This window comes from Paraburkholderia phytofirmans OLGA172, from assembly GCF_001634365.1.
Taxonomy (GTDB): Bacteria; Pseudomonadota; Gammaproteobacteria; order Burkholderiales; family Burkholderiaceae; genus Paraburkholderia.
Window position 1 is genome coordinate 2587040 of record NZ_CP014578.1, and the last position, 20060, is coordinate 2607099.

Genomic DNA, 20060 nt, shown 5'->3' on the forward strand with positions numbered 1-20060 from the left:
AGCCACTTTCACCGCGTTACGCATTCGCACCAGCACATTAGCCGGCGCGAATAAAAAAGGCCTGTTGCGAGAAAATCGCCGAGAAAATCCCCACAGGCCTTTTTCATGGCGCGTGCAAATTACGCCGGCCCAGTTGACGCTGCGAACTCATTAAGCGTCCTTTTCCGCCTTCTGACTCAGCGCGCTTTCGATCATCGTTTCGAGCTGTCCGAAATTGACAGGCTTGGTCAGATGCGAAGTAAAGCCCGCGCTCAGGCAACGCCGCACATCTTCGTCAGTACCGAAACCGGTCAACGCAACCGCCGGCGCATCCGAATGCTCGCGAAACGCTTTGATGAAATCAAGGCCGGTGCCATCGGGCAAGCCCACATCGCTAATCACCAGATCGAAGGTCTGCGACTCGGTGGCGGCCAATGCCTCGTCCACACGGCCTACCGTGGTCACCTCGTGCCCGAGGCTGCGAATCAGCTGCGCCATCACCTCGGCGGTATCCACATGGTCTTCGATCAGCAAAATGGTCAACAGGCCGGGCGGACGCACCTCATCAGGCGCTGCAACGGGCGTCGATTCCGCAGGCGCGGCGGCGGTCGGCAGCGTGATCGTGAAAGTCGCGCCGCAGTGCGCGCCCGGGCTCTGTGCGATCACCGTGCCGCCGTGCACATCGGTCAGTGCCTTGGTGATCGCGAGACCCAGGCCCAAGCCGCCGAATTGCCGCGTCATGTTCTGGTTGCCCTGCTCGAACGCGTTGAACAGTTTGCCGATCTGCCCGGGCTCGATGCCGATGCCCGTATCCTCGACCGAGATCTGCACGTGCATGCGTTCATCATGCGTGCGCACGTAGATATGGCCGCCGTCCGGCGTGAACTTGGCGGCGTTGCGTATCAGGTTCCACAGCATCTGTTGCAGCCGTGCGCGGTCGGCGAGCACGTAATGGTGTTGCGCGTTCTTGTGGACATGCACGTCCTGCTGCTTGACCTGGATCTCGCTGCGAAAGAGTTCGAGCACGCTGTCCATCACCTCATGCACGTCGACGGTTTCGAGCGACAAACGCAGCTTGCCGTTCGCCACGCGCGTGAGATCGAGGAGATCGTCGATCAAGCGCGCTTCGAGTTCGACGTTGCGACGGATCATGCGCACGCTCGCGCGTGCCTGATCGGGCAGATCCGGGATCATCTCCAGAACGCTGGCGCCCGCCAGTACAGGCGTGAGCGGCGTGCGCAATTCGTGCGACAGCATGGCGAGGAAGCGGTCTTTCGCACGATTGGCTTCTTCAGCGGTCTGGCGGGCGGCCTGCTCCGAGGCGAGCAGCCGCTCGCGCTCCTCGATCGCCGCGCGCTGGGGATGAATATCCGTGCAACTGCCGAACCATTTGCTGACATTGCCCTCGGGATCGCGCATGGCGACCGCGCGGACGTCGAACCAGCGATATTCGCCGTCGTGGCGGCGAATCCGCAGTTCGTGCCGATAATCGGCGGCGCCGCTCGTCACCGCCTTGAGCCAGGTGCGGCGAATCTCTTCACGATCGTCGGGATGGACCGCGGCGAGCCACGCAAGACCGTACGAACTGCTTTCCGCCAACCCCGTGTAGTCGAACCACTGCTTCGACAGGAAATCGCAATCTCCCGCGGCGTTGCAGGTCAGCACGAGGTGCGGCAACGCCTCTGACAAGGTGCGGTAATGCTGTTCGCGATCGCGCAGCAACAAGGCTTCGTCCGAGGCTTTCTGCAAACGCACCTGGGACAGCACCCGGTCCACCGCTTCGGGCAGGTAATCAAGGTAGTCGCCGGATTTCGGCACCACATCGGATACGCCCGCGCGCAACGCTTCGATTACGCGGGATTCGTCGGTGAAACCGGTCACGAGGATGGCGGGAATCCGCACGCCTTCCGCCCGCAAGCGGCGAAAGAAGTCGAGGCCGGTCTCCGGCCCGCTGAGCTGGTAGTCGAGCACGAGCAGATCGGGCGCGCCCGCAGCGAGCCGCTCGCGGGCGGCTTCGACACCGGCGCAGATTGCAACCCGGCAGCCGGCGCGCTCGAGCGACTTGCGCGCAAGCCGCAAGATGCCTTCGTCGTCGTCGACGACCAGCACATAAGCGGCAGGCTGCGGGGACACTTCTTCGGTCATGCAGAGTCTTCTTTGGCTAGATCGGGTGTGGCTATCTTGTCATGGGCCGCTTTCGGAGCGCCTTCACATGAAGTTTCCGTCACGGCGGGGCCAGCCGGTGGCCCGGCGGCAGCTTGACCACCTGCAGGAAGAAGCCGAGACGGCGCACGGCTTCGATGAACGCGTCGTATTCGACCGGCTTGGTGATATAGACGTTGCAGCCGAGTTCGTAACAACGTGCGATTTCGCGCGGATCGTCGGTCGTGGTCAGCACGATCACGGGCACCGCGGCTGTCTGCGGCGAATCCTTCAAACGCCGCAATACCTCGAAACCATCCACGCGCGGCATTTTCAGATCGAGCAGCACGACGAAATTCGTCAGATCTTCACGAGGCGGGTAAGGGCTGGCCGCCGCGTCCGCCGGCACCGGCCCGAAGAAGTAATCGAGCGCCTGCTGGCCATCTCGAAAGCGTACGAAACCGTTCGAAATGCCGGCACGGCGCAGATTGCGCTCGACCAGCGTCGCGTGGCCGTCGTCGTCTTCGATCAGCACGATACTGACCGTTTCCCCGTGACTCATATGCCCTCCGTGCCGACGATCCATTTTTGCATCGTGCTTTTAATTGTCCCCACCGTTTCTCCTCGTGCCTGTCCCGGCTCAATGACGCGCCGGCTGTTCCGGCAACACGACGAAAAAGGTCGAGCCCGCGCCTTCCGCCGACTCGACCCAAACGCGGCCGCCATGCCGTTCGACCATACGGCGCACCACCGCGAGGCCGATGCCGTCGCCGTTCGCGACGTCGCCGTGCAAACGCTGAAACGCGCGGAACACCTTCGACATATACGCCGCTGGAATCCCGAGGCCGTTGTCGCGCACATAATAAGTGCGCGTGCGCAACGCGCGCGGCTCCGTCTCGTCGACTGGTTCCGGCTCCGGCGCCAGCACGCCGATCTCGATGCGCCCATTGCGCGCCGGATCGAGATAATTGAGCGCGTTACCGACCAGGTTGCTGAAAATCTGCTCGATCGCGCCCGGGTCGCCCCATGCGGGCGGCAACTCGCGCACGGTGACCACCGCCGCACGCTGCCTGATCGCGCCTTGCAGCGCGTCGACCACGCGGCTCACCACCCGTCCGACACTCACCCGCTGCCACTGGTATTCGCGCCGGCCGGCGCGCGAAATCCGCAATAGCGCGTCGATGATCGCCGCCGCCTGCGTCACCGCTGCGCGTAGATATTGCAGAGACTCGCGCACGTCGCCGTCGAGGATATGCACCATGCGCCGATGCTCCGCCTCCGGCAGTCTCGCCGCCTCGACGATGCTGCCCAGTTCGTCGCATGACACCTGCAATTCTTTCGAAAAGCCTTGCAGATTCACCAGCGGCGAGCGCAGATCGTGCGACACGCTATAGATGAACATTTCATTGTCTTGCGTCTCCTGGCGCAGTTCTTCGTTGACGCCCGCCAGTTCCCGCGCGCGCGCTTCGAGCCGCGCTTTCAGCATGGCCTGTTCGCCGTCGGCCTCGCGCAGGCGCGCGCCCGTCTGATGCAGCACCGCGTCGAGCGCGGCAATTTCGTCGCTGCCGGACAGCGGCGCTGCGAGCTCCCGCCCGCGGCCCAGACGTTCGGCGTTGCCCGTCAACACTTCCAGACGCTGGCCGATGCTGCGCGCAAACACCACGGCGGTGACCGCCCAGATCAGCATCGACCCCAACACCGCGGCGATCAGCGCATATTGCTGGCGTTCGTGGCGCCGCGCCAGAGCCGCGCCGCGCTCGGCGTCGAGCCGCGAGGCCTCGCTACCAAATTCAGCGAGCTGATCGCGGAACAGCGCGATCTGCTGAGGGAGCGCGCCCGTATCCTGGGCGGCAAACGAATTCAGGTTGCGTCCTGCGTGCAGCGCCTGCGAGATCCTGGCAGCCTGCGCGCGATACGCCTCGATCGCCTGTTGCATCTTGCGCACGCGCCCGACCTGTTGCGGCGTATCGGCCACCAGCGCTTCGAGGTTCGAAAGCCGGTCGCCGAGGTCGACCCATACCGTGTGGCGGTCGATAAACAACGGATCGCCGACGACCATACCCGTACGGACCCGTGCGGCCTGACGCAGCAGCGGATCGACCATGGCCGACGACTGGTAAAGGATCTGCTTGCTGTTGCTGACCCACTGCGCGGCCTGCGCCGTTTGCTCCTGGGTATCGAAGACGACGCCCAGAAGCGCCAGCTCGACCGCGCTCGGCACTGCAATCAGCAGCAGACCCTTGGTGAATAGTTTCATGTTCGCCCGAAGGGTCGTTCAAGCCGCGGCGTGCTTGCCAGTCCGGCACGGCCCGCGCCCCTCGCCTCACCACGCGGACGGCCCGTCGCGGCGCAGGACTGGAAAGCACGCCGCGGTGCTGCCGGACGGGCCATTATCGACGTGAACGTGAGATATTTCAACGTAGCGGCAAGATGCGCTCGCCCACATAAAAATGACTTTTTTATTGCTACGGGATGTTTTTTCGGCGGCGCGTGCGTCTATGATGGAGACAGATGTGCTGGGAAGCGAAAGCGCGCGGCGAGGCGGTTCGGCATGATTCGTGCGGGAGGCGGTGGGAAGGCGCAGGCGCCGAATCACCGTGAATCCGGCCTTGTCGTATGCTATAAAAGATCGACGTGCGGCGCGCGAAGCCGGGAGTTGTCGCATGAGGACGCTGCGTTTCTTGCAATTCTTTTTCAGGCGAATTTTTATGTCCTTCCCGAAAAAGCGTAGACGCGCGAAGGTGGACGGCGATGAGTCGTTCCTCGCGGTCCTACGGCATTTCAAGCCGTTCAGTCAGCTCGACACCAAAATTGCGCGCGCTCGCGCGCAGGACGAACCGGTGCTCTATGCACATGTGCTGCCCGGGCTCGACGTTCTCCTATGCAGCGTACGCGGCGCGCAGCCACCCTATCCCGCGCCCGCCGAATTGCGGCGGCGTTGTATCGAATCCATTACCAATGCATTGGAGCAGCCGCTCGATGGGCTCGAGAACGGCGGGTATTGGTATGAAGCCGATGGGTTTGGCTTCCTCGTCTTTGCCAGCCGGGCTCGAGGCAAGATTCTGATGGAGTTTGGCGCCACCCGCATTGGCGGCGCCCGGCGAGGGGTTCGCAGGCAGGATGCGGCGGGGGACGCCGCTCCGCGCTCGTTGAGGTAGTTCGTTTCTTTCCTTTTCGTTATTTGTTCACCGGCGCACCGTTGAGGGAAATGGCCGGCTTAGGCTGCTGCTTCACGCCCGGCGGCGGCGCGCTCGGCGCCTGACGAGCCTGCGACAGCAACTGCCCGCACGGCAGCGGTTTGTTATTGCTAGGCGCAAGCAGCGGAATCAGCGCGGCAAACGGATTGATCAATCCGAGCCCGATCACGGCGCCGCCTCGCAGCGCCAGCGCGGCGGCATTCACCCCCACGTGCGGGTCCTTGAAGGTCCCCTTCACATACAGCGGCGAGCGCAGCGAAAACACCCGGAAGCCCTTGGTATGCGGATGCACGCCAAGATCCATCGATTCGTCGCGCAGATTCACATTGCCGTCGATATTGATCACCGCGTCGTCCGTGTCGAGCGCGAAGACGCGCGAATCCAGCACGCCGTTCGTCGCGACAAAATCCGCCGCCGCGCAATTGATCTTCACGTCGCGATTGCCAAACAGCTTTTCATAGACCACGTTCGCCACGTTCAGTCCCGCAGCTTCCATCAGCAGGCGGCTCACCGTCCCGTCCGTGATCAAGGCCTTCAGCTCGCCGTTCGAGGTCGCCGCTAACGCCGCCGGCGAATTGCCGGTCGCGGTCAGCGCGGCGTCGCCGTTGATTTCGCCGAGCGCGTTCTGCATCGACTTGAAGTCCGGGAACAACTGCTTGAGCTTCAGATGCCGCGCCGACGTCGCGAAGCGGCCCTTCAGCGGCGTCGTGCTGCCGTCCAGATGAATATCCGACGACAGCGAGCCACCCGCCACGCCGAACTTCAGCGGCTCGAGCGACAGCACGCCGTCGGTCATCACGACGTGCGTGTACAGGTCCGTGATCGGCAGGTTGGTGTCCTTGACGATGCGGCGCCCCGTGAACTTCACGTCGGCGTCGATTGCCTTCCAGCGGTCGGTGCGGAACTCTTCCACTGGCAACGCTTTATTGGCCGGCTGCGCCGTCGCGTCGCCGCGCTTCGCCTTGCTGGCTTTCGAGTCCGCGCCGATGACCGGCGCCAGATCGGCGAACTGCAGCAGATGCGACACCAGTTCGCCCTGCAACAGCGGACGCGGCTCACGGGCCGTGTAGGTCAGCGAGCCATTCAGATCGCTGCCGCCCACCCGGCCCGTAAAATTTTCATACTTGAATACGCTGCCGCCGGACTTGAACTGACCAATGAGGCGCCCCTCGGTCGCATACGGCGGCGTGTCGGGCAAGGTCACGCCCGTCAGCGAATACAGCCGCGCCAGGCTGTTGCCTTGCAGCCAGAGGCGCAAATCGACTGCGGCAAGATGCGCCGGATCGATGAGCGTGCCCACGAGCCCGACGCGCAGATCGCCAGCTTTCACATCGGCCTGCACCGGGAACGGCCGGTTCGCGTCCTGCAACGCCAGCACGCCGCCTACCTTGCCGCTGCCGGACACCGGCGTCTTGTTGTAGATACCTTTGACGGTCCAACCGATCGCGTAAGGAGTGATCCCGGGTTTCGTACCGTTCGCCGTGCCTGCCTCGCTGGCGCTCGACGCCGAGGCCACCGCTGCTCCGCTTGCGCCCTCGCTTGCACCGTTCGCTCCACTGGCAAGCAGCGCACCCGACGCGCCATTCGCCGCTGTCGCGCCCGAAGCGGTGATCTCCGTCGACGAAGCGCCGGAAGCCGCGGCTGCGGTTTCCGATGCGGCCTGCGCGTTAGCCTGTGCGGCAAGCTTGCTCGCGCCGGCCTTGCCGACCGCCTCCGCCGACGCGCTGCGCGACGCCGCCTCCTGCTCCTTCATCGCCTCGCCGATCGGAATCGGCTGGCCGAGCGTGTCGATGGCCACCTGCATCTCAAGCTTCTTCTGCTGATCGGACAGCGCGATATTGCCCTTCGCAAATGCGATGTCGTGCAAATCGAGCCTCCATTCGGAAGGTCCACCGGACGATGCCAGCTTGAAAGTCCAGTTATCACGGCCATCGAGCAGCCGTTCGAGGTCGACCGAGGGATTCACGAGATTGATCGCGGGAATCACAATGTCGTGCGCGAGCAGCGGCAGCACCTTGACCTCGAAGTCGATTTCATCGAGCGCCGCGAAGTGCGGCTGTTGGGTCCAGTCGGGATTGCCTACCGTGATATTGGCCGCCGAAAAACGCGGCCAGGGCACCCAGCCGCGCCAGCCGGTCTCGCCGACCGGGTACTGCCACCCTACTTTCAGATCGCCGTTGATCGCGAACGGTCGGCCGATCGCCTGCGTGACCTTGTCGTTGATGTAAGGCCGGGCCCGGTTCCAGTCAAAGGTCAAAATGAAAATTGTCAGCGCGACAATCAGAATGACGATGATCGCCACCAGCCATGCGATGATTTTTCCTATCCGCCTTCCAATCGTGCTCGACACCGCCATTGAGAAACTCCGCCTTTGTTCTTCGTTGTGCATGGGGCAGCACGCAGCGTGCCCGGTAGTATTGTCCAATAGGAGGCGTTTTATCATGCCGCACAGTTTGGGCACAGGGTTCTCTTCCATGGAAACGTAAGGGAATGTCATGGCGGCCCCCGAATCCACGCAAAAATCCACCGCGAACCCACTCATGACCGATGTTCCCTTCGTCCTCGCCGACGGCATCGCCCGGCGCGATGCATTGCGCGGGCAGACATTGCTGCAACCGACCACCTTCGCCCTCGGCGCCAGCGACCGCGTCGCGGTCACCGGGCCGTCGGGTTCGGGCAAGAGCGTGTTTCTGCGCGCCCTCGCCCTGCTCGATCCGCTCGATGCGGGACGCATCATGTGGCACGGCGCGCCGGTCGAACGCGCCGCCATTCCGCGTTACCGCCGCAACGTCGCGTATATCCGCCAACGGCCCGCGCTGCTCGACGGCAGCGTCGAAGACAATCTGCGCTACCCGTTCGAATTGCGCGCCTACCGCGACGTGCGCTTCGATCGCGCGCGCGCGGCAAGTCTCGCCGCGCAGGCCGGCCGCGGCAGCGACTTTCTCGACAAGCGTGCGAGCGAGTTGTCCGGCGGAGAAGCGCAGATCACCGCGCTGATTCGCGTATTGCAACTCGCACCCGAAGTGCTGCTGCTGGATGAACCCACTGCGTCGCTCGATCCGGAATCGTCGCGCGCGATCGAGGCGCTGGTGCACGCGTGGTTCGCGGACGACCCTGGGCGGCATGCGTCGATGTGGGTATCGCACGATCCGGCGCAAGCGGCGCGCATGAGCGCCCGGCACCTCACGATGCGCGCCGGTGTGCTCGACGAATCCGTGGCGGCGCCCGCGCCTCAGGAGATCGACCCATGACACTGCAGAACCTGAGTCTCTGGGACGTCGCGATCGCCGCGTTGCTGATCGTGGTGAACGGCGTGGTGTCGGTGGCGCTCAAGCTGGACCTCGAACGCAAGCTCGCGTGGGCAGCGGTACGCACCGTCGTGCAGTTGCTGGCGATCGGCTATGTGCTCGGCTGGGTGTTCCGATACGCCCACTGGTTCGTGGTGCTGCCCTTGATGGTCGTGATGACGCTGATCGCCGGCTTCGCGGGCGCGCAGCGCGGCAGCCGCACCTATGCCGGCCAGCGTGCGGATAGCGTGCTGTCGATCTGGGTCAGTTCGTGGCTCGTGGCCGCGGTTGGGCTCTTCGTCGTGATCCGCATTCACCCGTGGTACGAGCCGCAGTACGCGATTCCGATTCTCGGCATGATCCTCGGCAATACGCTGACAGGCGTGTCGCTCGGCATCGAACGGATGACCGAAGAGTTGACCGCGCGGCGTGACCGTGTGGACATGGCGCTCGCACTCGGCGCGACCCGTTGGGAAGCGGCGCACGCGCCAGCGCGCCAGGCGGTGCGCGCGGGCATGATGCCCACGCTGAATCAGATGGCCGTAGTCGGCGTGGTGAGTTTGCCCGGCATGATGACCGGGCAGGTGCTGGCCGGTCAGTCGCCGTTGCAGGCGGTGCGCTATCAGATCGTGATCATGTTCCTGATCGCGGCGGCGTCCGCCTTGGGGACGGTGGGCGCGGTGCTGCTCACGTATCGGCGGCTCTTCTCGGCGGAGCACCGGTTTCTGTCGGCGCGGCTGGTGGAGCGGGCGGCGGCGCAGCGTTGAGAGGGCACGCGGATGCGCAGCGCGACTTGCGTCGCCTGTTCGCGGTCTATCTCATCGGCCACACGCCACAGGTGCGATAGCGTGGGACGAGCAATGCGCGAAGCTGGCTGGCCGCTGCCGGCAAATAGCCGCCCTGCCGCTGCGGCGCCATGCGGCGGCCATCTGGCTGACTTCGCGCGCGCAACCCTCAACGTTTCGCTGTGACCGCCACTTCGGTGCCGTCATTGAGCGTCAGCGTTTTCGTGCTGCCGTTGGTCGGCATCGTAAAACGCAGAATCTGGCTGACGCTCACGTCGTTCGGACACTTGAGCGTTTTGCCGCCGCTCGTCACCGTCTTCACGCCGTGCGGCGTCTGCGCCTGAAAGCTCAGTTGCACGGACGCGGTGCCGTCAGCAGCGACGACCGGCGCAAAGCGGATCTGTGTCTGACGAATCATTGCGCCGTTGGTATCGGTCGGCAGCGACGCATAATTCGGGCAGGCATCCGCTGCGGGCACGGGGCCGCCCGGCGGCACGGTTTTCCACGTGAAGTCGTCCGATTCGCCGGAGCGGATCGTGCGCGTTTCCTGTGAATTGCCGAACTGTTTCGACGTGACGCGGACCGTGTAGCGGATCGGACCGTCGAGGGCGGACTGCGACGTCACCGTGATCGGCGTGGCTGCGTGCGCCGCCGTGACGAGCATGCCGGGCGCGAGCGCGCAAGCGAGAGAAGCGACAACTGAAACGGCGGAAAGTTTGAAGCTGGAGCTCATACTGTCACCTCGTTGTTGTGCCGCTGCGTACTCGCTTAAGCGTTACTGCCAATGCACCGTCTGAGCGAAGTCTGGTCGATGCCTGACTGATGCCTGGTTAATACCGGGTTGAGGCCCGCCCAGACGAGCCGCGAGACACGCAACTGTTTTGGCATGATGCCCCACCAGTCTACCGCCAAGCAGCGCTCTGCGCGCCTCATACGAATCGGGTGTTACCCCGCTTGCAAGGAGGCGTTTTCTGCGTGTGCGATATAACAGACCCGCCAGACCCTGTGCACACCCTGCACGGTTTAGAACCCCGTCAGGACCAGCTTGCCAATCGCGCGGCCGTCTTCGAGCAGTCGATGCGCCCGGCGCAAATTTTCGGCGTTGATCTTGCCGAGATCCTGGCCGACCGTCGTGCGCAACGTGCCCGCATCGACGAGACGCGCCACCTCGGTTAGCAGCTTATGCTGCTCGATCATGTCCGGCGTTTTGAACATCGAGCGCGTGAACATGAACTCCCAATGGAACGCGGCGCTTTTCGCCTTCAATAGTTCCACCGGCAGCGGCTGACTGTTTTCGACGATTGTGCAAATGCCGCCTTGCGGCTTGATCACTTCGGCGGCCGCCGGGAAATTCCGGTCGGTATCGTTGAAGATCAGCACGTAGTCGACCTGGTCGATGCCGAGCTTTTTCAACTGCGCGGGCATATCGCCGAAGTGATCGACGATATGATCCGCGCCCAGCGCCGTCGCCCACTTCGCCGATTCGGGACGCGAGGCGGTAGCGATCACAGTCAGTTTCGCTAGTTGTTTGGCCAGCTGGATGCCGATCGAGCCGACCCCGCCCGCCCCGCCGACGATCAGCACCGTGCGGCCTTCGTCCGCGCCTTGCGGCGACACGCCGAGGCGGTCGAAGAGCGCCTCCCAGGCCGTGATCGCGGTCAACGGCAATGCGGCTGCGTGCGTGAAATCGAGCGACGCCGGCTTGCGCCCGACAATGCGTTCGTCGACCAGATGGAACTCGCTATTCGCGCCCGGCCGCGTGATGCTGCCCGCATAGAAAACCGGGTCGCCGACCTTGAACAGCGTAACGTCCGGGCCGACCGCCACCACGGTGCCGGCGGCGTCCCAGCCGAGCACACGCGGCGCTTTCTCGACGGTGTCTTTCGGGGCACGCACCTTGGTGTCGACCGGGTTGACGGAGATGGCTTCGACCTTCACCAGCAGGTCGCGGCCGGTGGCTTCGGGTTGGGGAATGTCGACGTCGACCAGGGACTCGGCTTGATCGATCGGCAAATAGCGATGGAGGCCTACAGCTTTCATCACAGCTCCTGTTCTTTCAGATGAGGTTGAGAGACTGGCGATCGATGCGGACGGCGCCTCGCGCCATGCGGGCCAATCGATCGCATGGGTGTCATCCTAAGGCGGATCTTATTCTCATAAAACCATCATAATGACTGAAACATCTTTTTGAATTTCAGAAGAATGGACCATCCTGCCGATCCCGAAACAGCCGCTGCAAAGCCCGCTGACAAGCCCTCGTCCGGCGAGCGGGAGCGACTCGATCTGCTCGACGTCGCCCTGTTCGTGCGGGCCGCCCTGCTCGCCAATGTGTCGGCAGCCGGTCGCGAATTCGGCCTGTCGGCGGCGGTGGCGAGCTCGCGCATCGCACAGCTGGAAAAGCGCCTCGGCGCGCGCCTGCTGCATCGGACCACCCGGCGCATCAGTCTCACGCAGGACGGCGAAGTGTTCATGACATACGCCGAGGCGCTGCTCGACGCGGCCGATGCCGCACGCGCCTCGGTGGGCCGCGCGCAGGCCGAGCCGCAGGGGCGCTTGCGAGTATCCATGCCGTCGTCGTTCGGACGGCAGCACATATCGCCGGTGATCAGCGAATTTCTGCGCCGCTATCCCGGCGTGAGCGTCGATCTGCGACTGACGGATCAGGTGATCGACCTGGTCGATGCGGGTATCGACGTGGCGATCCGCGTCGGCGTGCTCAAGGATTCGTCGCTGGTGGCGCGGCGCCTGGCTGTGAACCGCCGCGTGCTGTGCGCCGCGCCCGCTTACCTCGCCGCGCGTGGAACGCCGCATCATCCTGCGGACCTCGCGCAGCACGAATGCATAATCCTGTCAGACCAGCGCGACTGGGCCTTCGTCACGCCCGCCGGTTCGCTCGAGGTACGCGTGAGCGGACGCCTCGTCGTCGACAACGGTGAAGTGATTCGCGACGCCTTGCTGGCCGGTTTCGGCATCGCGCTCAAATCGACCTGGGACGTAGCGCCGTATCTGCGCAGCGGCGAACTGGTAAGCGTGCTCGATACCTATCCGCTCGCGGAGAAGGTGGCGATCTGGGCGGTCTATCCCAGCCGTGCGTTCGTGCCGCCGAGAGCGCTCGCGTTTATCGAGTTCCTTGCTGCACATTTCGGCGATCCGCCTTATTGGGACGCTGAGCCGGAATCAGCCGGAATCAGCCGGAATCAGCCGGACTGAAGGCCGCAGATCCTGAAGCGACCGCCGTGTCCGGGCCGGTCCTCACGCCCAGCGCGCCGTCAGTGCGTGCCGCGGCGGCCGCCACCCGGTGCCTCGCCATCGGAATTGACGTTCGTGTGCGCTTCATCCAGACGTTTTTTCATTGCCGCGGTAATGCGCTGCCGCGTCTTCGCGTAGCCCGCCCACGGGTCGCGCTTAAGATCCTGGAGACGCTCGTGCACATTTTCGATGGTCCATTGATCGCCGCTCGTCGTGGTGGCGACTTCGTCCCACGAGAGGGGTACCGAAACGCCCAGGCCCGGCCTGGCGCGTGCCGAAAATGCGGCCACCGTGCTCGAGCCACGGTTGTTGCGCAGGTAATCGACGAAGATCTTCCGCTTGCGATTCTGCGCGCCCATCTTCGCGCTAAAGTACCTGGGCAGCGTTGCCGCCATATGCTGCGCGACCGCTTGCGAAAACGCTTTCACTTCGTCCCAGCCGGCGTGCTTCGCGAGCGGCACCACCACGTGGAACCCTTTACCTCCGCTCGTCTTGCAGAACGAGGTCAGGCCAAGTTCCTCGAGCAGCGAGCGCGTCAGTTGCGCAGCCTCGATCATCCGCTCCCAGGCGAGCGACGCATCGGGGTCGAGATCGAACACCATGCGATCGGGTTTTTCTATGTTCGACACCACGGCATTCCATGTATGAAATTCGACGGTGCCCATTTGCGCGGCGCCGACCACAGCCTTCAGCGTATCGACGGTGATCAGCGGCGGATGCCCCGGGTCCAGTCCGGGATGTTGCGTGACGTTGGGAATCGACAGCTTCTGACTGTGCCTCTGGAAAAACAGCTCGCCGCCGATGTCCTCGGGCGCGCGCACCAGCGACACCGGCCGGTCCCGCAGATATGGCAGCATCCAGTCGGCGACCGCTTCGTAGTACCGCACGAGATCGATTTTGCGCGTGCCGGTGCGCTTGTCGATGATGCGGTCGGGATGGGATACGCGGACGCCGGCGACTTCGGCCGGCGTCGCGGCAGTTTTCGATTTCGTCGCGCTTTTTTTAGCGGGCTCGGCTGCGAGAGCCTCGACGGCCTTTCTCGTCGTGCGCTTTTTCGGCACGTCGTCGGAAGCGGTATCGGTTTGCTGTTGCACGTCGGCTCCTTTGCGGGCTGCTTCCCTGATGATCTGCCGCGCCGGTTTGTCGTTGCGCAGACTCACGAACGACGCCTGTCGCACGATGCCATCGCTCGTCCATTCGGCGAAATTGCATTCGCAGACGAGTACCGGTTCGACCCAATGCACCGCCGTGCGGCTGCGCTCGCGCGGCGCGCCGGCGAACGGCATGTGCTCGATCTCGTGCGCGCCGAGTTCCTTCTTGACTGAGCGTAGCGACGCGGCGTCGAAACCCGTGCCGACCCGTCCGGCGTATTGCAGTTTGCCGGTGTCGTCGTAGACGCCAAGCAACAGCGCACCGAACGCCGCGCGGCTGCCGGACGGCTCCGAATAGCCGCCGATCACGAACTCCTGGCGCCGCCGGCACTTCAATTTGATCCACGCGGACGAGCGTCCCGATGCGTAACCGCTATCACGCCGTTTGCCGATGATCCCTTCGAGCGCCATATCGCACGCGCTCTTCAATAGTTCGCCTGCACTGAACGCGAAGTCGTTGGAGAAGCGCAGAACGCTGTCGTCGTGCCCATCCTCGTCGTTCCCGTCAATCAGCGCACGCAAGATCGTGCGGCGTTGTTCGAGCGGCACGCCGCGCAAGTCATAGCCGTTCAGAAACGGAATGTCGAACAGATAGATGACAATGTCCTGCGGGCGGTTCGAGTCGAACGCGTTTTGCAGCGCCTGAAAACCTGGCACGCCGTTTTCATCGAGCACCACGGCTTCGCCGTCAAGCCACGCGCTTTCGACGTCGAGTTGTTCAAGCGCCTTCACCTGCTTGCCGAACTTCGCGGTCCAATCGTTGCCCGCGCGCGTGAACACCTTGACCGCGCGGCCCTTTGCCTTTCGATCGATGCGGACCAGCACGCGATAGCCGTCGAACTTGATTTCGTACACCCATTCATCGCCAGGTGGCGCGGCGTCGACGAGCGTCGCCAGTTGCGGCTTGAAGGTAGCGGGCAACGCGGCTTTGACCGCGCCTTTGATCGAGGGGGATGCAGCAAACGCCTGCGTTGCGCTCGCCACCCTCTTTGCGCTTGCGCTCCCGTGTGTAGACCCGCTCGCGGTCTTTCCCGTCGCGCGCCTCGTAGACCCTGCGCCCCTGCCGGTCGGCACCCTGCCATCCAGCACACTGCCTGGGCGCTCCTTCAGGACGTCGTATTCGCTCTCCTTGCGGGCTTCGTCGTCACGCTCCTTGATCAGCAGCCACTGCTCCTTGTCGCCGCTGCCACGCATACGACTGCGTACCAGCGTCCAGCCGCCGTGCAGCTTTTCGCCGAAGAGCCGGAATTTGAGCTTGCCCGCTTGATACGATCTGGCCGCCTCCGCCGCGCCGCCGACCGGCTCCCACGTGCCACGGTCCCACACGATCACCGTTCCCGCGCCGTAGTTGCCAGGCGGGATCTCGCCTTCGAACGAGCCATATTCGACAGGATGATCTTCCACATGCACCGCAAGCCGTTTCACCGACGGGTCGAGGCTCGGCCCCTTGGGCACCGCCCACGACAGTAACGTGCCGTTCAGTTCGAGCCGGAAGTCGTAATGCAAGCGCCGCGCGTCGTGCTCCTGGATCACATACGACAGCGCTCCATTCGATGCGCGCGCCGCGTCACGCGCCGCCGTCCCGCGGCCGGCTTGCTTACGCGCAGCCGCCCCCGACGGCTCCGGTGTTTCGTCGAAGCGGCGCTTGCGGTTGTAGGGATCGAGCCTGTCGTTCATCGAGGTGACCTCGTCGTGGGTCGAGCGAGCGCGGCGCTATCGATCAAATGAGCGATCAGGCGGCCGCACGCCGTTTGCGTGCAGCCGGCGCCGCCTTGGCACTGGCGCCTCCGCTCCTGCCCCCGCTGCGGCGCGTACCCACCGAGCGCGCCGAGCGCGGCTTCTTATGGGCTGGCGCAGTTGGCTCGGTATTGGTATCGGTGGCCTCGTCGTCATCACCCACTGCATGCTTGCGCGCACCGGCCGCCGGCCTGGCTTTGCCGCGGCCAAGGCTGCGCTTGAGCAGGTCGGAGAGATCAAGAATGTCGGCGGATCGACGCGATTCGTGCGGCGTCTCGACTTCGGTAATTTCCTCGGTCTTACCCGAGCGAATCTTTCGGTCGACCAGCGCCATGATGTCGTCGTGGAATGTGTCGTGATACTGCGATGGATCCCACTTGTCGCTCATGTCGCTGATCAGCTTTTTCGCCATGTCGAGTTCGCGCGCGGTAACGCCGGCTGCCTTCATACTTTCGGGCGGCAGCTTGAATTCGTCGAAGTCGCGAACCTCGCCGGCCCAGCGCAGGGTGTTCAACGCGAGCATCTGCCCAACCGGAATCAGCGCCGCGAGATGCTGCTTGTTGTGCAGCACGACGCTCGCCACGCCGATCTTGCCCGACGCCTTCATTGCTTCGCGCAGCAGCGCGTACACCTTTTCGCCCTTGCGATCGGGCGTCAGAAAGTACGGCGTGTCGAGATAGAGGAACGAAATGTCCGGTGCGTCGACGAATGCGAGGATATCGACCGTCTGCGTCGACTCGGGATTGGCCGCGCGAATCTCCTCGTCCGAAAGTACGACGTACTTGTCCTTTTCGTACTCGAAGCCGCGCACGATGTTCTCGCGCGCCACGTCCTTGCCGGTGCGCTTGTTGATCTGCTTGTAGCCGATCGGATCGATCGTGCGCTTGTCCAGCAGATTGAAGCCGACTTTCTGCGACTGAGTCGCCGGATACAACTGCACCGGTACGTGGACAAGGCCGAAGCTGATTGCGCCCTTCCAGATCATGTGTGCCATCGCGCGCTCTCCAGAGCCCCAGACCTTCATTCGATGAAGCAGCAAGCGTGCCACGGTTTTGGCGCTATGACTGGCGCGGCGCCGTGCTGGCTGCCACCGGCATCGGCTGTAAGTCTTGCGTCATGTCGGCAAAAGATACGGAGGCCGAGCGTTGCGCAAGCATGCGGTCTGTGCGGCATGCGTCGCGGCCTTGCCTGGCCGCCGGCGTCAGTCCGCGCTCGCCGGCTCGAGTTCGACCGGCACCGCTGCGAAGCCGCGAAACCGCACGCGTCCGCCGCGCGTCGGTTCGCCGTCGAGCCGATATGCCGGAAAGCGCCGCACGAAGCGTCCGATGGCGATGCGCGCCTCGAGTCGCGCAAGCGACAACCCCACACACTGGTGAATGCCGAAGCCGAACGCCAGATGCCGGTTCGGATCGCGGCGCATGTCGAAGCGGTCCGGATCTGCGAACTGTTCGGGATCGCGATTGGCCGCGCCGATGCACAACGTGACGGGCGTACCGCGTGCCACCGCGACACCACCGACTTCCGTGTCGACAGTTGCCATCCGGTTGCCTAGCTGATTCGAGCTCTCGAATCGCAAACACTCTTCGATCGCCGATTCGATCAGCGACGGCTCGCGCAGTAATGCGGCGCGCTGCTCCGGCCAGTCGGCGAGCGTAACGAGACCGTTGCCGATCAGATTCGTGGTGGTCTCATGACCGGCGTTCAGAATGAAGATGCAGTTTTGCAGAAGCTCGGCTTCCGACAATTGCTCGCCGCCCTGTTCTCCCTGCTCGCCCTGGATCAGGCGCGTCAATACGTCATGCTGAGGATCGCCGGGTTCACGCCGGCGCTGCGCCACCAGAGCGCGCAAATAGTCGACAAATTCGCTGACCGCGCGGTTTCCCCGTTCGAGCTGCGCCTCGTTCAGCGAGGGTTCGAGCGCGCCAAGTATCGCCAGCGACCAGCCGCGCAACGGCGCGCGCTCAGCGTGCGGCACAGCCAGCAGATTGCCGATGATTTCGACCGGGATCGCCGACGCGAACTCGCCAATCAGATCGATCCGGCCACGCGCCGCGGCAGCATCGAGCAAGCCATCGACGAGGCGGATCAGCCCCGGCTCCATGGCCGCGATCGCGCGCGCCGTCAGCGCGCCGGCGATCAGTTTGCGAACCCGCGTGTGACGCGGCGGATCGTTGAAGACGAGACTGGTGGTGTGATGCGCGTAGAGCGGCGAGTCGCCGTACTTCGGCTTGAATTCGACGGCCTTGTCGGAACTGAACGTTTTCGGGTCGCGGTAGACCGCCTGCACGTCGCGAAAACGCGTCAGAAACAGCGAGCCGTCCGGCATGCGTTTGACCGGCTCGTGGGCGCGCAGCGCATGGTAGACCGGGTACGGATCGGCATAGAACGCAGGGCTCGGATGGCGCAGATCGAAGTCGCGCGCAAGGGTGAGCGCGTCGCTGGCGGTCGCGGGGGGCATGACTTGTCTCCGTGGTGGCGCGCCTCGTCGCTGGTGCCAATGGGTGCCGCGTGCGGTGTGGCAGGTGCCGCGTGCGGTGTGGCACACGCCGCCTCACAGGCGCGGCGGGATCGACAGGCTCGATGGGCTGCGGGGCGTCGTTCGAAGCGCCAGTATGACGCGGGCGCCTGATGATTGCACTGCGGATTGCCTGACGAAGCACGCGGCGGGTTGCTGGCGGAACGCCTGGCCGGCTGTCGTCCGCTGCTCCTTCGTCTGCTAGCGGCTTGCCGGCTATCCGGTTGCAGGCTGCCCGACCGGCTGCGTGCCGCCGAACCGTTACAATGGCGGAGTTTTCCGCGCGCGCCGCGCGGCCGCCCTTTTCTGCGTCAATGCGTCGTCCATGAACCTCGTCATCCAAAGCACCGCGCCCCTTTCCGCCGACCATCACAAAACGCTCGTTGCGCTCGCCCGTGGTTCGCACGCCGCCGTCGTCGACGCGAACGCGATTCGCATCGCCGAGGCGAACATTGCGCAACGCGCCGACCTCGAGGTCTATTGCGGCACGCATCAACTGGACTACGCGTTTGTCGAAGCCGGCCGCCAGCTGCGTGACTTTGGGCTCGTCGCGATGGACATGGATTCGACGCTGATCACGATCGAATGCATTGATGAAATCGCCGACTTCTGCGGCTTGAAAGCCGAAGTCGCCGCGATCACCGAAGCGGCGATGCGCGGCGAAATCAAGGACTTCAACGAAAGTCTGACGCGCCGCGTGGCGCTGCTCAAGGGACTCGACGCCGGCGCGCTCGAACGCGTTTATGAAGAGCGGCTGCAACTCTCGCCGGGCACCGAACAGATGCTGGCCGGCGCGAAAGCGGCAGGGTTGAAAACGCTGCTGGTGTCCGGCGGATTCACGTTCTTCACCGAGAAACTGAAGGCCCGGCTCGGCCTCGATTTCACGCTCGCGAACACGCTCGAAATCGTTGATGGCAAGTTGACCGGCAATGTAATCGGCGAGATCGTCAACGCCGACGTCAAAGCACGCACACTTCGCGAGACGTGCGCCCAACTGGGCATCGCGCCGACCCGCGCGATTGCGATGGGTGATGGTTCGAACGATCTGAAAATGATGGCCGCTGCGGGACTTTCCGTAGCATTCCGCGCGAAGCCAGTGGTGCGCGAAGCAGCCAGCGTGGCGTTCAACCACGTTGGGCTGGATGGGTTGCTGCGGTTGTTCTGAAGTCTTAAATTTGCGCTGGCCTGCGCAACGGTGGCCAGCGCTGGCACGAGGGTTACTTGTTCAGAAACGCTATCAGGAACACGCCCAGCATGCAGATCCCAACGGTGCCTACCACGACGTTCGTCCACTTCACAACACGAGCGAAATTTTCGTCAGATTCCAGAAACGCAAATAGTTTGTGCATGAGTTCCTCCCGTAAGCTGACCAGTATAATTGCTGCGCTATCTAAAAAAACTAAATCAAGCACACGTGTAGGATTGCAAACAGAACTGCAGCGACGGACGTTGTAAAAATCGAAGCGCCGATTGCTACGGGCGACAATGAACCGGAAACGAACGGTGTCTGCCTATTGCAGGCGATTGGAGCCGCCCGGTCATGATGTGCATTGACCGAGGCCGACATCACGATATTGGAACAGGAAAACGCCAGCATGCAAAATCCAACAATGGCGAACGCCAAGGTCGGCGCCGCGCCACTTCCGCGCTCCAGCGCGGTCACCGCTTCATAAACCGCGGCCGCACATAGCCCGATCGCACACCAGAACAGTTGGCCGTCTTTCACCGATACGGCGATCAACGTCTTCGCGACGCGCCAGCCGTGCGTGGGTGCGACGAGCGCTAGCGTAAAGATCGGGCCGACAATCGGCACGCCAAGATTCAGCAACATCCAGAAAAATAGATTCATCGAAGCTCACCATTGCGCAGTAACCGTTAGTCGGGATGTGCACCATCGTAGCGTCGAGATCCGGGGGCGACCATTCGGCCGAATGGTTAGGCTTACTGGCTATCTTGACAAGAAAAAAACCCATCGGGAACGCGTCCCAATGGGCTCATCCAACCTTCGGCAATCGGCA

Annotated in this window: 16 protein-coding genes; 5 read left to right on the forward strand and 11 right to left on the reverse strand. The window is 63.7% G+C overall.

The features are described from left to right. Positions 1-150: 150 nt before the first annotated feature. From AYM40_RS11230 to AYM40_RS11240, 3 genes are all read right to left on the reverse strand, one after another. Positions 151-2124 carry a hybrid sensor histidine kinase/response regulator gene (locus tag AYM40_RS11230; RefSeq protein WP_063496294.1) on the reverse strand — a complete coding sequence of 658 codons (1974 nt, stop codon included), beginning with the start codon at positions 2122-2124 and terminating at the stop codon, positions 151-153. A gap of 79 nt (positions 2125-2203) precedes the next feature. Beyond that, positions 2204-2683 carry a response regulator gene (locus AYM40_RS11235; protein WP_063496295.1) on the reverse strand — a complete coding sequence of 160 codons (480 nt, stop codon included), beginning with the start codon at positions 2681-2683 and terminating at the stop codon, positions 2204-2206. Positions 2684-2761: 78 nt separating this feature from the next. Then, entirely contained in the window at positions 2762-4378 is a 1617-nt protein-coding gene (locus tag AYM40_RS11240) for a sensor histidine kinase (RefSeq protein ID WP_063496296.1), read from the reverse strand. 406 nt (positions 4379-4784) lie between these two features. On the opposite strand from AYM40_RS11240, the gene AYM40_RS11245 reads away from it, so the two are divergent. Continuing rightward, entirely contained in the window at positions 4785-5279 is a 495-nt protein-coding gene (locus AYM40_RS11245) for a hypothetical protein (RefSeq protein ID WP_063496297.1), read from the forward strand. Between the two features lie 19 nt (positions 5280-5298). Here the strand turns inward: AYM40_RS11245 and AYM40_RS11250 are convergent, their stop codons facing one another. Beyond that, positions 5299-7674, reverse strand: coding sequence for an AsmA family protein (locus AYM40_RS11250; protein ID WP_082855054.1), 2376 nt, complete (start codon positions 7672-7674; stop codon positions 5299-5301). 184 nt (positions 7675-7858) lie between these two features. Here AYM40_RS11250 and AYM40_RS11255 point away from each other — a divergent pair, with 184 nt between their 5' ends. Then, on the forward strand, positions 7859-8569 hold the full coding sequence (locus AYM40_RS11255; RefSeq protein ID WP_063497961.1) for an ABC transporter ATP-binding protein: 711 nt from the start codon (positions 7859-7861) through the stop codon (positions 8567-8569). Beyond that, positions 8566-9372: an ABC transporter permease gene (locus AYM40_RS11260; RefSeq protein WP_063496298.1), complete on the forward strand. Its 807-nt coding sequence runs from the start codon at positions 8566-8568 to the stop codon at positions 9370-9372. The genes AYM40_RS11255 and AYM40_RS11260 overlap by 4 nt, the downstream gene beginning before the upstream one ends. A 187-nt stretch (positions 9373-9559) precedes the next feature. Here the strand turns inward: AYM40_RS11260 and AYM40_RS11265 are convergent, their stop codons facing one another. Further along, positions 9560-10123: a DUF6013 family protein gene (locus AYM40_RS11265; protein ID WP_063496299.1), complete on the reverse strand. Its 564-nt coding sequence runs from the start codon at positions 10121-10123 to the stop codon at positions 9560-9562. 290 nt (positions 10124-10413) lie between these two features. Further along, positions 10414-11430 (reverse strand): zinc-binding alcohol dehydrogenase family protein, encoded by a 1017-nt coding sequence (locus tag AYM40_RS11270; protein ID WP_063496300.1) that lies wholly within the window; start codon positions 11428-11430, stop codon positions 10414-10416. 162 nt (positions 11431-11592) lie between these two features. On the opposite strand from AYM40_RS11270, the gene AYM40_RS11275 reads away from it, so the two are divergent. After that, complete coding sequence (locus tag AYM40_RS11275) at positions 11593-12600, forward strand: LysR family transcriptional regulator (protein WP_063496301.1); 1008 nt, start codon at positions 11593-11595, stop codon at positions 12598-12600. A 59-nt stretch (positions 12601-12659) separates the two neighbouring features. Here the strand turns inward: AYM40_RS11275 and ligD are convergent, their stop codons facing one another. The 3 genes from ligD to AYM40_RS11290 form a co-directional block, all read right to left on the reverse strand. Next, the gene (ligD, locus tag AYM40_RS11280; RefSeq protein ID WP_063496302.1) at positions 12660-15467 is read right to left on the reverse strand and encodes a DNA ligase D; all 2808 of its coding nucleotides are present in this window, start codon (positions 15465-15467) and stop codon (positions 12660-12662) included. Positions 15468-15522: 55 nt separating this feature from the next. After that, positions 15523-16521, reverse strand: coding sequence for a Ku protein (locus AYM40_RS11285; RefSeq protein WP_063496303.1), 999 nt, complete (start codon positions 16519-16521; stop codon positions 15523-15525). A gap of 207 nt (positions 16522-16728) precedes the next feature. After that, positions 16729-17985: a cytochrome P450 gene (locus tag AYM40_RS11290; protein WP_063496304.1), complete on the reverse strand. Its 1257-nt coding sequence runs from the start codon at positions 17983-17985 to the stop codon at positions 16729-16731. A 382-nt stretch (positions 17986-18367) separates the two neighbouring features. On the opposite strand from AYM40_RS11290, the gene serB reads away from it, so the two are divergent. Continuing rightward, complete coding sequence (serB, locus tag AYM40_RS11295) at positions 18368-19207, forward strand: phosphoserine phosphatase SerB (RefSeq protein ID WP_063496305.1); 840 nt, start codon at positions 18368-18370, stop codon at positions 19205-19207. A gap of 52 nt (positions 19208-19259) precedes the next feature. Here serB and AYM40_RS43255 read toward each other — a convergent pair whose 3' ends face one another. Next, positions 19260-19391: a hypothetical protein gene (locus AYM40_RS43255; RefSeq protein ID WP_256390353.1), complete on the reverse strand. Its 132-nt coding sequence runs from the start codon at positions 19389-19391 to the stop codon at positions 19260-19262. 50 nt (positions 19392-19441) lie between these two features. Next, entirely contained in the window at positions 19442-19891 is a 450-nt protein-coding gene (locus AYM40_RS11300; RefSeq protein ID WP_063496306.1) for a hypothetical protein, read from the reverse strand. Between the last annotated feature and the right edge of the window lie 169 nt (positions 19892-20060).

Coding starts and splice junctions, on each gene's coding strand:
- AYM40_RS11230 (WP_063496294.1), bottom strand. CDS start 2,124: ATGACCGAAGAAGTGTCCCCGCAGCCTGCCGCTTATGTGCTGGTCGTC.
- AYM40_RS11235 (WP_063496295.1), bottom strand. CDS start 2,683: ATGAGTCACGGGGAAACGGTCAGTATCGTGCTGATCGAAGACGACGAC.
- AYM40_RS11240 (WP_063496296.1), bottom strand. CDS start 4,378: ATGAAACTATTCACCAAGGGTCTGCTGCTGATTGCAGTGCCGAGCGCG.
- AYM40_RS11245 (WP_063496297.1), top strand. CDS start 4,785: ATGAGGACGCTGCGTTTCTTGCAATTCTTTTTCAGGCGAATTTTTATG.
- AYM40_RS11250 (WP_082855054.1), bottom strand. CDS start 7,674: ATGGCGGTGTCGAGCACGATTGGAAGGCGGATAGGAAAAATCATCGCA.
- AYM40_RS11255 (WP_063497961.1), top strand. CDS start 7,859: ATGACCGATGTTCCCTTCGTCCTCGCCGACGGCATCGCCCGGCGCGAT.
- AYM40_RS11260 (WP_063496298.1), top strand. CDS start 8,566: ATGACACTGCAGAACCTGAGTCTCTGGGACGTCGCGATCGCCGCGTTG.
- AYM40_RS11265 (WP_063496299.1), bottom strand. CDS start 10,123: ATGAGCTCCAGCTTCAAACTTTCCGCCGTTTCAGTTGTCGCTTCTCTC.
- AYM40_RS11270 (WP_063496300.1), bottom strand. CDS start 11,430: ATGAAAGCTGTAGGCCTCCATCGCTATTTGCCGATCGATCAAGCCGAG.
- AYM40_RS11275 (WP_063496301.1), top strand. CDS start 11,593: ATGGACCATCCTGCCGATCCCGAAACAGCCGCTGCAAAGCCCGCTGAC.
- ligD (WP_063496302.1), bottom strand. CDS start 15,467: ATGAACGACAGGCTCGATCCCTACAACCGCAAGCGCCGCTTCGACGAA.
- AYM40_RS11285 (WP_063496303.1), bottom strand. CDS start 16,521: ATGGCACACATGATCTGGAAGGGCGCAATCAGCTTCGGCCTTGTCCAC.
- AYM40_RS11290 (WP_063496304.1), bottom strand. CDS start 17,985: ATGCCCCCCGCGACCGCCAGCGACGCGCTCACCCTTGCGCGCGACTTC.
- serB (WP_063496305.1), top strand. CDS start 18,368: ATGAACCTCGTCATCCAAAGCACCGCGCCCCTTTCCGCCGACCATCAC.
- AYM40_RS43255 (WP_256390353.1), bottom strand. CDS start 19,391: ATGCACAAACTATTTGCGTTTCTGGAATCTGACGAAAATTTCGCTCGT.
- AYM40_RS11300 (WP_063496306.1), bottom strand. CDS start 19,891: ATGAATCTATTTTTCTGGATGTTGCTGAATCTTGGCGTGCCGATTGTC.